This is a genomic window from Brevibacillus sp. FSL K6-0770 (assembly GCF_038000275.1).
Lineage (GTDB): Bacteria > Bacillota > Bacilli > Brevibacillales > Brevibacillaceae > Brevibacillus > Brevibacillus parabrevis.
This window is the reverse complement of record NZ_JBBOBQ010000001.1, coordinates 2789807-2802650: the sequence shown is the minus strand read 5'-3', so window position 1 is coordinate 2802650 and position 12844 is coordinate 2789807. Positions and strand designations below refer to the sequence as shown.

10 protein-coding genes and 1 riboswitch are annotated in these 12844 nt (G+C 52.9%); all 10 genes read right to left on the bottom strand.

The window, feature by feature from the left end; all coding sequences use genetic code 11:
- Positions 1-4: 4 nt before the first annotated feature.
- The 10 genes from NST23_RS13730 to brnQ all read right to left on the bottom strand — a co-directional run bounded on the left by NST23_RS13730 (position 5) and on the right by brnQ (position 12440).
- Positions 5-1261: an MFS transporter gene (locus tag NST23_RS13730; RefSeq protein ID WP_274875298.1), complete on the bottom strand. Its 1257-nt coding sequence runs from the start codon at positions 1259-1261 to the stop codon at positions 5-7.
- A gap of 41 nt (positions 1262-1302) precedes the next feature.
- Positions 1303-2607, bottom strand: a complete 1305-nt coding sequence (locus tag NST23_RS13725) for a CapA family protein (RefSeq protein ID WP_122963311.1) — start codon at positions 2605-2607, stop codon at positions 1303-1305.
- Between the two features lie 37 nt (positions 2608-2644).
- Positions 2645-3532, bottom strand: coding sequence for a MurR/RpiR family transcriptional regulator (locus tag NST23_RS13720; RefSeq protein ID WP_063231037.1), 888 nt, complete (start codon positions 3530-3532; stop codon positions 2645-2647).
- Positions 3533-3822: 290 nt separating this feature from the next.
- The gene (locus NST23_RS13715; RefSeq protein WP_122963313.1) at positions 3823-4446 is read right to left on the bottom strand and encodes a DUF2997 domain-containing protein; all 624 of its coding nucleotides are present in this window, start codon (positions 4444-4446) and stop codon (positions 3823-3825) included.
- A gap of 17 nt (positions 4447-4463) precedes the next feature.
- Positions 4464-6086, bottom strand: a complete 1623-nt coding sequence (locus NST23_RS13710) for an AAA family ATPase (protein WP_340963837.1) — start codon at positions 6084-6086, stop codon at positions 4464-4466.
- A gap of 13 nt (positions 6087-6099) precedes the next feature.
- Positions 6100-6669 (bottom strand): 4Fe-4S single cluster domain-containing protein, encoded by a 570-nt coding sequence (locus NST23_RS13705; RefSeq protein ID WP_173595951.1) that lies wholly within the window; start codon positions 6667-6669, stop codon positions 6100-6102.
- A gap of 10 nt (positions 6670-6679) precedes the next feature.
- Positions 6680-7663: a hypothetical protein gene (locus tag NST23_RS13700; protein WP_173595950.1), complete on the bottom strand. Its 984-nt coding sequence runs from the start codon at positions 7661-7663 to the stop codon at positions 6680-6682.
- A 131-nt stretch (positions 7664-7794) separates the two neighbouring features.
- On the bottom strand, positions 7795-8271 hold the full coding sequence (locus NST23_RS13695; protein WP_229049910.1) for an acyl-CoA thioesterase: 477 nt from the start codon (positions 8269-8271) through the stop codon (positions 7795-7797).
- Positions 8272-8302: 31 nt separating this feature from the next.
- On the bottom strand, positions 8303-10588 hold the full coding sequence (gene metE / locus NST23_RS13690; RefSeq protein ID WP_242771504.1) for a 5-methyltetrahydropteroyltriglutamate--homocysteine S-methyltransferase: 2286 nt from the start codon (positions 10586-10588) through the stop codon (positions 8303-8305).
- Between the two features lie 140 nt (positions 10589-10728).
- A riboswitch (cobalamin riboswitch) is annotated at positions 10729-10929 on the bottom strand.
- Between the two features lie 158 nt (positions 10930-11087).
- Complete coding sequence (brnQ, locus tag NST23_RS13685) at positions 11088-12440, bottom strand: branched-chain amino acid transport system II carrier protein (RefSeq protein ID WP_122963318.1); 1353 nt, start codon at positions 12438-12440, stop codon at positions 11088-11090.
- Positions 12441-12844 lie beyond the last annotated feature (404 nt).

The window sequence follows — 12844 nt, the reverse complement described above, 5'->3', positions numbered from 1 at the left end:
TCTTTTAGGAAATCGTGGGGATTTGCGCTGCTGTCGCTGTCTTGTTTTCTTCCCGTTTGGCAAAGAGCAGGAACAGCACGCCGCAACCGACAAACAACAAGGCATTTACGATCATCGCCTGGCCAAAACCGATGCCCACATTGGGCGCTGCTTGCACAATCGAGCCTGTGACGAGCGGAGAAATGATTCCGGCGAGCGTAACGAGGCTGGAGAGCGTGCCCACCAGCAAACCTGTGCGCTCCGGCAACATGCTGCTGACGATGACAGAGGCAGCCGTCCCTACGGAAAAAGCAAACCCTTTTCCCAAGCAAAGCGCAATCAGCACGAGCGGCAAAGACTGTACCAGCGTCACGGCGTAGAAGCAAATTCCGCCCAGGATGATGGACGCTCCTCCCACCAGCACGTACGATTTGCGATAACTCCGATGTTTTTTGTACAGACGATCGCCTGTCCAGGAGATCAAGATCGTCATCAATCCGGCCAAAAGTCCCATGCCAGCAATCGCGTAAGCCATTTGTTGACTCGTCAGGTGAATCACTTGCACCAGGTAGACAGGTTCCCACACAGCGGCAAAGGTTGTGCCCCACATTTGTGCGAAATAAATCAAAAAGCTGAACAAAAAGGTGGATGACAGAAAAACTTTGGATAAGTCCGACCATTTTGCCTTGGGCAGTGCTTGCACAGTCTTCGCCGCCTCGATGCTGACTTGCGGCCTGTCTTTGCCGACCCACAGCCAGATCAAAAGCCAGATCAGGCTGAGCGCACCCATGAACGCCCAGGCAAACCGCCATCCGTTGCTGTCAATGAGCGAAACGATGAGCGGTGCCGAAGCGACTGCCCCTACAAACGCGCCGAAGTTGACCGTGGAGTAAACAAGCCCGCGCTTTTCTTCGGGAAACCATTTGTTCAAGTGGCTGACGACTGTCGCCCAAAATGGTCCTTCGCCAATTCCGAGCAACACCCTGGCGATCACAAGCATCGGCAATCCGGCAATGGCGTATGCGCCAAACTGGATAACCGTCCAGGACAAGGCCATGATGGCGAGCATCTTTTTCGTCCCGATCCGGTCGGACAACGCCGCTCCCAAAATACCGGCGATCGAGAAAAACCAGAAGAAACTGCTACCGACAAGTCCCCATTCTTTCTGGGACAAAGAAAATTCCGCCATAATAGGAACAGCCGAATAACCCGCAATCGTTTTATCGGCGTAGTTAATCATGTATAGCACGAACAGCATGATCATGGTGATTCTCGCCATCATCTGAATCACTCCATTCCAATAGGTGGGGGCAAGGCAATTACTCAGTCTTTTCTCAACCTCACGCGGCCGATTCCATCCTCGATCTCAATCACGGTTCCATACGCTTCACTCATCGTTTTCAGTCCTTGCAATATCTCGGGATCTGCACTCAACCTCGGCCAGCCCATCCGGTAGACAGGCTCCTCGAAGCCGAGTTCAATCGGGTGCAGCTCCAGCTCGCTTAGCTCGCCACCCTCCATTTTCCAAAGCGGGATGACGGACTGCCACACTTCTTTGTGCACGCACAGTCCGCGCGTATAGCCAGCGCTCATCGCTTCCAGCGCATCAGCGACGTTGTGCGAATGGTCCAGTCCGTATTGCTCGTAAAAGTCCGCTGGCTGCGAAGTGACAAGCTCGGTTTGGAACACGAAGTCTCCCAGACTGTAGAAGATCGGGCGGTTTTTGTAAATTTCAATGCCGCGCAACAGATGCGGGCCGTGTCCGACGACCGCGTGTGCCCCGGCGTCGATGCACGCTTTGGCAAAAGTCGGCAAAAAGTCGGCAGGCACTTCTTTGTCCAAGCCTTTCATCTCGTGCGCGTGGATGCTTACGACGACGTAATCCGCGCGCCGCTTCGCTTCCCCGATTCGTCTGACCATCCTGTCCAGATCGCGTGGGTGCGGCTGTGTCGATGTTCCCGCCTCTTCCCCTGCCATAAACCGGGAGGCCCCGAACAAAAACACGTCTTTGCCCGGATGATTCATGAAGCCTTCCTCGATCAGCACTTTGCTGAAAGCGTTAATGTCTGTCGAATCCGCCAGCTCTTGCAGTTGGGCGAGCTTTTCTGGCGGCAGATGATGGGTCATGACATAGCGCATCGGGTTGACGCCCGGCCGTCCGATGCTGTCTGCACGCTGCTCTCCCGCCGCCCACCACGGATGAAAGGTCGATGTCGCCGCGATCAGCGCGACTCGGGCCGACTCGCATTCGAGATAGCGGGGAGCAGAAGCCTCCGCCAGATTTTTGCCAGCTCCGGCATGGACAAATCCGTATTCGTTCAGGTGGCGCTCTGTCGCTTCCAGCCCGCCGTACAAATAGTCGAGGGTGTGATTGTTCGCCCATCCGATCATGTTGAAGCCGTAGTCTTTCATCACTTGCAGCGATGACGGCGGCGACATGGCCCAAGTTCCGCCGCTTTGCGCACTCGGATACCCTTCGTTGTCATGGACGGTCGTCTCCAGATTGGCAATGCGCACATCAGCGCGCTGAAGCAAGCTGGCAATCTCGCGAAAAGCATTGTCTCGATAGGGCAGGTCGCGGGTGATGAAGCTGTCTCCCGTCGCTGCAAACCAAACAGGCACAGACATGAAAAGTTCCTCCTTTATGAGTCGCGTAATGGCTGTTTCAATAAATCGTGAAGTCGTCCTCCCCCTCTCCCACGAACGAATAAAGCGTCGAGCTGATTTCGTCATAGTGCTGGAGCCTTTTTTGCACAGAGACGGGGTCGTGGATCATGACGCCTTTGACAAGGGCATTCAGCACAGAGAACAAGGTAGGCATGCCGCTGGTGGCGACCGGCTGCGGCGTGGAGATTTTCAACAACAAGTCTGCCGCCTGGCTGATCGGGGCCAGCTCGCCTTCGGTAATCGCCAGCACCTTCGCGCCCAAAGCTTTTGCCGAGTTCACCATCGCTACTGTTTCACTCGGATGGCGAGGAAAGGACAGCGCAATCACAAGCCACTCCTGATCCCGCTCGGTCAAAAAATAGTCGGCATTGTCTACCGCTCCTGTGTATAAATGGGTGTTGCCCTTGATCGCGTTTAAGGTAGAAAACAGCCACTTCGCCGGGATGTGGCACCAGCGAAAACCGACGACAACGATGCGGTTGGCGGAAATGATGCTCTGCACGGCCTGGTGCAACAACTCGTAGTCGATCTGGTGCAAAGCTTGCTGGAGGTAGGCGATATCGGTTTCCATGACTTGGTGGGCGTAATTGTTGCGCGTCAGTGCGGCCTCCGTGTCGCGGTACTTCTGGATCGGCCCTTTCGTCTGCTCGCTGGTCAAGAGCGATTTCTTGATCTCCTGCTGCAGCTCGGTATAGCCGGAATAACCTAGCGCGTAGCAAAAGCGAATGACCGTCGCTTCGCTCGTATTGGTCAGCTCGGCGATTTTTTTGGCTGTGTGGATCGCGAGCAGGCTCGGCTTTTCGAGGGCGATTTTGGAGATGATTTTTTGGCTGGCTGTCAAGTTTCCATACTGCTTGCGAATCCGTTCCGTTATGAGCTGATCCATGCCGGAAAACTCCTTTGCGGTTGCTTTGCGAACCTATTTTCAAGAATAGTATATATCTTGAAATAATTCACTTCAATACATCTTAGAAAATGTAGTATACCCTTCATTTTGAAGCAAAAAAACGCATTTTGACAGGAGTTATTGCGCTTTTCGCAAGGCAAGATTGCAGGCGGAAAAACCGGGGTGGTTTGCATGCCGCCTCCTTTTTCAACCGGGCAAAAGTTGATTGAAAAAGAAAAAGACCGTCGCATCCGGCATGGAGTGCGGCGATCTTGCGGTTGCCTGTTGTGCTAATATAACCTCAAAATTTGAATCTGCTGATCTTCCACTGTCGCGTTGTACTCATGTGTCCATGTTCGTTCCAGCTCGCTTGGGCTGGAGAGCTTTTGCTCGATTCCTTCCGTCAACTCCGCACAGGAACGTCCCAGCACGCCTTCGACCGCTTCTTCAACCGTTCCCTGCTCGTTCATGGAAATCCGCAGCTTCCGCGCATCTGTTCCGATCGTCAGCACATAGGAAATCACTTGCCCGCTCTTTTCCTCGCTTACCGTCACCGTTCCTCCCGCAGCCACAATCGAGTCGCGCAGAGCTTCGACGGTTCCCTGCAAATACCCCTCCCTGATTTCGGAGAGCAGCGATGCGGAGCGCTGGCGAAGGAGGCCAGGCGACAAATCATGCGATTCAAAGTAAGGGATAAGCCCGTCTTTTGTCTCCTCGAAATAGACGTGAATCCCATCCTTGAACCCGGTCAGCAGCTTGCCGAGCACGGTTCCGCCAATCATCAATTCTTTACTGAACATGTTTTTGTATTCTGTCCAGACAACGTTCTCCGGCTGGTAGCCCAAAGTTCGCAACGCTCGAAAAAGCGTGCGTTTGTCCTGGAATGACATCGAAAATGTCGTGCAATGGCTCACACGAATCCCTCCCCGGGCTAAAAATCGATATTTCTGCCGACTGCCTCCTCGCGAGCGACTCCATCTGCCATGGCATTTGCCGGGCTTGCTGGGCTTGCCAGGCTGGCGCGGACGGCAAACTCTTTTGCCCACGAACGCAGCTTCTCGATTTCCTCCCGCCTGGCTTTAGCCAAGGGAACTGTGCGCTGCATGGCCAGCAAAATATCTTCCGTGTCGATATCCCGATCTTTTTCCTCGGGATTACTGCGCTTCGCAAAAGCATCGATCAGCCCTTCATGGAGCGAAGCCTCAATCTCGGCACCCGTCAGGCGTATGCCTTCCCCCCAGTATTTCTCGCCCGATACTTCGACGAGCCTATCGATGTCAAAACGGGCCGGGTTGCGCTTCAGCCGCTCCAGGTGGATTTTGAGAATTTCTTCGCGCTCTTCCGGTGTAGGCAAGTCCACGAAAAAGATTTCGTCAAACCTTCCTTTTCGCAAAAGCTCTGCTGGAAGCTGCTCGATCTTGTTGGCAGTCGCGAAGACAAATACAGGACTCTTTTTCTCCTGCATCCAGGTCAACAACGTTCCAAAAATGCGCGTGGCGACTCCCCCGTCGGAAAAACCGCTGCCCACGCCGGACAAGCCTTTCTCGATTTCATCGATCCAGACGATCGACGGCGATACGGCTTCACACATCATGAGCGCCGAGCGAATATTCGCTTCGGATGAACCGACGATGCCCGCGAATACCCGTCCCAAGTCCAGGCGGAGCAGCGGCATTTGCCAAGCAGCCGCCACACTTTTCGCACACAAGCTTTTTCCGCAACCGGGAACGCCGACCAGCATGACCCCTTTTGGCCACTGGATGCCGAACTGTCTCGCTTCCTCCGAGTACGACGCTTTTCGTCTCAGCAGCCAGCGCTTCAAGTTTTCCAGTCCGCCGATCTGCTCCAGGTTCAGCGATTCTGTCGAGATGTATTCCAGAACCCCCGATTTTCGCACAATCTGCTTCTTCTCTTCCAAAATGGTAGAAACATCGCTTGCGGATATTCCGCGATTTTTAACCAGCGCCTTCGCCAAACAGTTCTCGATCTCGTTGCGCCCCAAACCTACGGCGGCCCGGGCCAGCGCTTCTATGACTTCCGGGGATTGGTCGATCACGATGCCCGGACGGCCGACGTACGCATCGGTAAAGCTGCGGATGATTTGCATTACTTCATCCAGGTCAGGCAGAGGCAGGTCGAGAATCGTGATCTCATGCTGCAGCTCTACAGGAATTTCCAGGGAAGGAGCGATGATAATCGAATTGGAAGGGAAGCCTGTCCGCGTCTTTTGCGCAAATTCGCGAAACGTTCTGATGTTTACATGCGATCCGCGCAGCAGCGGGTGCAGATCAAACCATAAAAACAGCGTAGGCTCTTTCGCCAAATCTTCGGCCATCGTCAGAGCGATGCGAAAATCTGTGCTCTTGTGGTCAAGCTCTTCCCCGTTCAGCACAAGACCTTTTGTCGCTGTCCATGTCACAATCCGCTTGTTCAGGCTGGCGCTAATCCCTTGGAACACATCGAGCGCCCGCTCCTCTTCCGATGTAAAAATGTACAGGATGCTGTATCTGGCGCGAATCAGATACTCCACTTCCTTGACAAAATCTTGCAGCATGTATGTACTCCTCCTACAGCCATGTGTACAGGCTCGATTGAATATTCGCGGTAGGAAAACCAGTCAGATGCAAGGAACGCTCCCCTTGAACCAGTTCGACTTTTCGTTGGGGAATCAACTCTTCCGGCGTGATCCGGTTCGTCAGCACAATCAGTTTCTTGCCATGCCAAATCTCCTCCGACTGCGCCTGATAAGGCCCCGCAATCGCCACGTCAAACAGAAGCAAGGCTTTGCGCTTTTCCTCGCAACGCAAAATTGCTTCCGCTGTATAGCCTGTGAACAAAAGGACGGTGCCCGAGTGAACCTGGCGAAACGACTGAACCAGCCGCCTTACTTGCTCCGGCTGATCCAGCGGTTCTCCTCCGGAAACGGTCAGTCCGTCAACTGGCAGTCGTCCCAGTTCTTGCCCTAAAGAGTCTGGTTCATAGAGCCGACCGCCTTGCTTGTCCGGGTGCGTATTCGGATTAAAGCAGCCGCGGCAGCCGATGGAGCAGCCTTGCACCCAGACGACAGCACGGTTGCCTGGTCCGTTTACCCTGCTTTGCTTGCATATTTCATGGACTCGCAATGACTGCGCCAACATGCTCTCCCTCCTACAAGTCTAGCTGCCTTCCTGTCGCACCTGTCTTTCTCGGTACTTGCCCGCTGTCGTTGTTGCTGGCCGCACTTGACGGAAGCTCAATTTCCCGAATGACCACCCTTGGCTTTTCACTAGGTGCGTGTTCCTGAAGTTCGGGACGCGGCATCATCCGCCCATCGCGAATAAGAGCGGGTGTACCGGGTGAAGCAGTCTGAAGAGCTTCATCCAACGCTTGCAAAAAATGCGAGACAAACTCTTCGGGGGAATCCTGAAAGCTTTTTCCGTCCAGCTTCAGGCGAACAGCGTTATCATGGACGGTCCCGATCAGCAGAAGCAAGCCTTCGCCATTCTTTCCGCTGCCGACGATGCCAAGCTTTTGGATATCGCGCAGCCGACATTCCATCCGCACGGCTTCGTGCCGCTCCTGCATGACGATGCAGACGAGCGCGTCCTGTTTGACCAAAAAGATTTTGTTGTTGGGCTGCACATGTCGCCAGCTCTCGAAATCTTTGTACAGCGCCTTCACGATATCTTTTGGCGTAATAATCCCGATTTCCTCCAGCTCAAACAAGGTGGCATCGTCAATTTTCGTATGTACCTTGATCCGGCGCTTCATTACGAACTGCAAGTAAACAAGCGCGGAAAGGCCGATAAACAGCGTAGGCCCGACAGAAAGCTTTGTGATCAGGCTGAACAAAATCAAGCCAGCCATGCCAATTTGGGTGTACGTGATCACTTTGATTTTTTGTTCTCCTGTCTTGCGAAAAAACGAGAACCCTTTTCCGGGCTGATAGTCGGCAAGCTGGTTTTGCAGCATTCTTTTAAATTTTCCAATCGCCCAAATGCCAGGTACAACAAACACCAACCCCAACAGGAGCAGAAGAAAATTGCCCGTCATGATGCCGAACAGTGACATCAATCCGAAAAAGGCGCTGGTGATCCAAAGTGTCCTGATTTTCTTGTGAATCTCTGCAACTGCTTCGTTCTGGTTTTGCAAGTTTGTGCCAACCTCCACTCCATTGTTTACTACTTTTTTCCTACGCCTATTATAGTAGAGACAAGAAGGTGAGTAAATAAATCGGTGCCAGCAAAAAACCCCCACCAAAGTGAGGGTTTTGCTGCAAAATTCTATTGTTCCGCTTTGCGCTGTTTTCTCAATGCGTAGCGGTGCTTTGCCTTTTCATGCTGGATGCGCTCTTCTTCCGTCTCGGGAATGACAGCCGGCACTAACGTTGGCTTTCCTTGGTCGTCGAGCGCGATCATCGTCAAGTACGCCCTCGCTGTCATTTTCTTTTCGCCCGTCAGCAAATTTTCCGACTCGACCTTGACGAACACTTCCATCGACGTGTTGTGTGTCCAGGTGACGTATGCTTCCAGATTGATCGCTTCGCCCGTTTTGATCGGCGCGAGAAAATCAAAGGAATCGCTGGAAGCAGTGACGACAGGCTTCCGGCAATGACGCATCGCCGCTATGCAGGCGATTTTGTCGACGTACGCCATGACTTTTCCGCCAAAAATCGTATTGTGATGGTTCGTATCCGGCGGGAACACGAGATCAGTCAAATAGGTTCGGGATTGTCCGGTCGGGCATGCTTCTGTTGCCATCTGTGCTGCTCCTCTCGTTGCCATCATACGATTATGCTTTTTGTGTCAAACGGTCACGCACAGCATGCGTCGCCGCCACCATGTTTTTCAAAGCTTCCACTGTCTCTGCTCTTCCGCGCGTCTTCAGACCGCAATCCGGGTTGATCCAGAATTGGGCTGGCGGCAATACTTGCACGCCGCGCGACACCATCTCTTCGATCTCCGCGACAGCTGGAACGCGCGGGCTGTGGATGTCGTATACGCCCAGGCCGATTCCTTTATCGTACGTGCAAGTCTCGAAGACGGAGACAAGCTCGCCGTGGCTGCGGGACGTCTCGATCGAGATGACGTCGGCATCCAGCTCGCTGATGACGTCGATGAAGTCGTGAAATTCGCAATAGCACATATGCGTGTGAATTTGCGTGCTCGCGGCAACTGTCGAGGTAGCCACGCGGAACGATTTGACGGCCCAGTCCAGATACGCCGCCCTGTCTGCCTGCTTGAGCGGCAAGCCTTCCCGCAGCGCAGGCTCATCCACCTGAATCATGCGGATTCCCGCCGCTTCCAGCGCCTCCACTTCTGCTTGCAGCGCCAGGGCGATCTGTTCGCACACCTCTTGGCGGGAGACGTCATCGCGGACAAATGACCAGTTCAAAATGGTCGCCGGACCTGTCAGCATGCCTTTTACTGGTTTTTCCGTCAACGACTTGGCGTATACGCTCTCTTTGACGGTCATGGGAGCGACGAACTGCACATCGCCGTAGATGACAGGTGGCTTGACGCAACGGGAACCGTACGACTGAACCCAGCCATTTTTCGTGAAGACGAAGCCATCGAGCTTTTCCCCGAAATATTCGACCATGTCTGTCCGTTCAAACTCGCCGTGGACAAGCACGTCCAGCCCGATCTCTTCCTGAATCGCAATCCACTGCTTGATTTGCTCCGCGATGAAGGCATCGTACTGCTCGACTGTCCAGTTCCCTTTTTTGTACTGCTGTCTGGCCTGACGAACCTCTGCCGTCTGCGGGAAACTGCCGATCGTCGTTGTAGGCAAAAGCGGCAGCTTCCAGGCGGCTTGCTGGATATCGCGGCGCTCGTGGAACGGCACGTCGCGTTTGGCTTCTGTCGTCTCCAGCGCTTTTCGAGCCTGCTGTACTTTCTCCCGGTTTCTCGCCGGAGACTCGGCCAGGCGGAGCAAGTCCTTTTCGTTCTGGGCAATTTCCTTCGATATAACATACTTTCCAAATCGGAATCCTTGGACTAAAAGCTGCACTTCTCCCAATTTTTCGTCCGCAAAGGCTAATGCCGCTTGAACTTCCCCAGGCAAATCGGTTTCTGCTTCAACAGTGACGGGAACATGCAACAGGCTGCTCGATGGCTGTAGCCAAATTCGGTCCGGGTCGACCACATTGCTGATCGTCTTGACCAGCTCCCACTTTTCCTCCAGGGCCGAGCGCCAAATGTTGCGGCCATCGACGATTCCTGCGCCGAGCACTTTTTCCTGCGGGAAGCCATGTGCCGTCAGGTTGGCCAAATTCGCTTTTCCTCCGTGGACAAAGTCCAGGCCCAAGCCTTCCACTGGCAGCGCGATCAGTTCCTCGTACCAATCCACCGCTTCGAAATACGTCTGAACCATCAGCTTGAGGTGTGGCAGCGCCTGACTGAACTGTTCGTACACCCGGCGAATGAGCGCTCTGTCCTGCTCGGAAATATCTTGGACGAAAGCCGGCTCATCGATTTGCACCCATTCCACGCCATGCAGTTCGAGTTCACGAAGCACGTCCACGTAAAGCGGCACGATCTGATCGACAACGCGTTCGAACTCGTCCTTCGCATATCCTTTCGCCAGCTTGACAAACGTGTACGGCCCGACAATCACCGGCTTCCCGACGATGCCCAGCTGATCCCTGGCCTCCAGGTACGCTTTCAGCGGCCTGTTCTCTGCCAGCACTGGCGGGCGTTCGCCAAACTCAGGAACGATGTAGTGATAGTTCGTATTGAACCACTTGGTCATTTCGCTTGCGACAGCTTCTTTGTTGCCGCGCGCCATGGCGAAGTACGTATCGAGCGGTACCGGGCCGCCATCATAGGCAAAACGCTTCGGAACGAGTCCGAACATGACAGCCATGTCCAGCATGTGATCGTAGTAAGTAAAGTCGTTGACGGGAATCCACTCGATGCCTTTGTCTTTTTGCTTGATCAGATGCTGCTGGCGGATTTGCTCCATTTGCGCAAGGAACGCTGACTCTTCCAATTTGCCTGCCCAAAAGGACTCCAATGCTTTTTTCCACTCCCGGTCTTTGCCGATTCGCGGATATCCCAGGTTGCTGCTTTTCATGAGCTTTCTCTCCCATCCATTGAAGGTATTTGTAAAGCCAATCAAAAAAGGCATTTCCAACGGTCAAAAAGAACGTTAGAAATGCCAAATAAGCACTGAGATCACAGCATCCTAACACCTCCCTATCTCCCGTAGGTTAAGCAGTGTTGTCGAAACAGGCAGGTCTCCTGACTTGAGGATCACGATCTGCACAACGCCTTCCCAGTCCGTCTCGACCAGTGGCTTATCGCTGTGCAAACTCCCCTCATACAGTGGCGGGACCGTGTCGGATTCTCACCGACTTCCCTTTTCATCCTTGCGCCGATTTTCGCGGCCAAGGAACCTGTTCCCACTCATATGAAATTGTCGGTATGAGTGCATGTGCTCTCGCATCTAGCAAAAGAGCACCTTTCTCCTTACAGTAACACGTAAACCAGTTTTTGTCATGCTAAACTATTTCCACTCACCAAAATTATTTCAAAGTTCAGCCTGATTGCCTCTACTCTGCCAGCTTTCCGGTTTACTGCTTGGTCAGTCGCAGCTCCTGTGCCCGCAGAGAAGGTTTGCGAATCATGTAAATAGTGTAGCCGATCACAGCGCCTGCAACAGCGGGCAGCATCCAGCCAAGCCCGATCGTATACATCGGCAAGTAGCGAGTAAAGAAGTCGTTGATGACGGGAAGCTGGGCACCTGCCGCGTTCAGTCCGTCAAACAGGCTGATCAGAAAAGTAGCGAGCAAGCTTCCCTGATACACCTCTGGTCGTCCGCCAAATCCTTTGTGCATAAACGTTAAAAAGACGAGGGAAATCGCAATCGGGTACATGGTCATCAAGATCGGAACCGACACTTTGATCAGCGCCGTCAAGCCGATATTGGCGACGAGTGTACTGAACACAGCCAGAATGACGGCAAACTTTTTATACGAGATCGCCGGAAACAGCGAATGGAAAAACGAAGAGCACGCTGTAATGAGGCCGACGCTGGTGGTCAGGCATGCGATCGTAATCATGAGGCCAAGCAAAACGGCGCCGTAAGAGCCGAAGTAGTAATTGGACACCTTGGCCAAAATTTGCGCCCCGTTTTCCAGATGACCAAGCTTCTCCACACTGGAAGCACCCATATAGGCAAGCACCGTGTAGAAGAACGCCAGAAGTGCGCCCGCGATCATCGTTGCTTTTGCGCACGTGAGCAAAATTTGCTTTTTCGCCGTAATGCCTCTTTGCTTGATCGCATTCACGATGATGATTCCAAACACAAATGCCCCCAAAGCGTCCAAGGTTAAATAGCCGTCCTGAAAGCCTTTGTAAAACGCTTTGGACTGATAATCCGTCACAGGTGCTTGCAGCGCGCCAATCGGGAACAAAATCGCCGTCAACACAATCACTCCGATAAAAGTCAGCTTGATCGGTGTCAAGACTTTTCCGACTACATTGATAATTTTCCCAGGATTGAGAGATAACAGGCAAGCGAGTGTAAAGAACAAGACGGTGAAGACGATCAGTGGAACCGGACCAGCTTGCTCGGACAAAAATGGCTTGATTCCGATCTCAAACGAGACGTTCCCGGATCGCGGAATAGCGAAAAACGGCCCGATTGCCAAGTAGAGCAAAATCGTAAACACAAGACCAAATACCGGATGCACACGACTCGCCAACGAACGCAAATCATCCATTCCCGAATAAACCAACGCGATAATCGCCAGCAGCGGCAGCCCGACTCCCGTCACCAGGAAGCCCGCATTGGCCGTCCATACGTTCGTTCCAGCCATTTGCCCCAGCATTGGTGGAAAAATCAGATTCCCCGCTCCGAAGAACAGAGCGAACAGCATAAAGCCGATGATGAGGATGAACGAAGAAGAACCTTTTTGATGCATGACACAAACCCTCCTGTAATTCCAAAGCAAAGGTGCTTTTCAGCAACCCTCTGATTAGTGAAAAAATTCACACAATCACTCCGCCCGCTCATGCCCCAACAACCGGGATCAGATCGAGCGGGAATAATTGTCAGATAAATCAGTCGACCAAATCGGTAATCGATGACCAGATCGCTTCTCGCTTGCCACTTCCGCGCTGATCACGATTCTATCTGGACAACCAGAAGTAAAACAGCTCGTTACGTCATTTATTTATAACATAAATATAAATGAAAAGATATTGAAAATAGGCGATTCATTTCCTTCCCATCTATTAAAATATTATTTATCGAGCAAACCTCACGTATATTCTACTGGCGCATTTTCGGATCGGAATCGAAAAAAGACTGCCAATGAGCGGCAGT

What these genes read in the sequence shown, in the direction of transcription:
- NST23_RS13730 (WP_274875298.1), bottom strand. Translation starts at nt 1,261, where the DNA reads ATGATGGCGAGAATCACCATGATCATGCTGTTCGTGCTATACATGATT.
- NST23_RS13725 (WP_122963311.1), bottom strand. Translation starts at nt 2,607, where the DNA reads ATGTCTGTGCCTGTTTGGTTTGCAGCGACGGGAGACAGCTTCATCACC.
- NST23_RS13720 (WP_063231037.1), bottom strand. Translation starts at nt 3,532, where the DNA reads ATGGATCAGCTCATAACGGAACGGATTCGCAAGCAGTATGGAAACTTG.
- NST23_RS13710 (WP_340963837.1), bottom strand. Translation starts at nt 6,086, where the DNA reads ATGCTGCAAGATTTTGTCAAGGAAGTGGAGTATCTGATTCGCGCCAGA.
- NST23_RS13705 (WP_173595951.1), bottom strand. Translation starts at nt 6,669, where the DNA reads ATGTTGGCGCAGTCATTGCGAGTCCATGAAATATGCAAGCAAAGCAGG.
- NST23_RS13695 (WP_229049910.1), bottom strand. Translation starts at nt 8,271, where the DNA reads ATGGCAACAGAAGCATGCCCGACCGGACAATCCCGAACCTATTTGACT.
- metE (WP_242771504.1), bottom strand. Translation starts at nt 10,588, where the DNA reads ATGAAAAGCAGCAACCTGGGATATCCGCGAATCGGCAAAGACCGGGAG.
- brnQ (WP_122963318.1), bottom strand. Translation starts at nt 12,440, where the DNA reads ATGCATCAAAAAGGTTCTTCTTCGTTCATCCTCATCATCGGCTTTATG.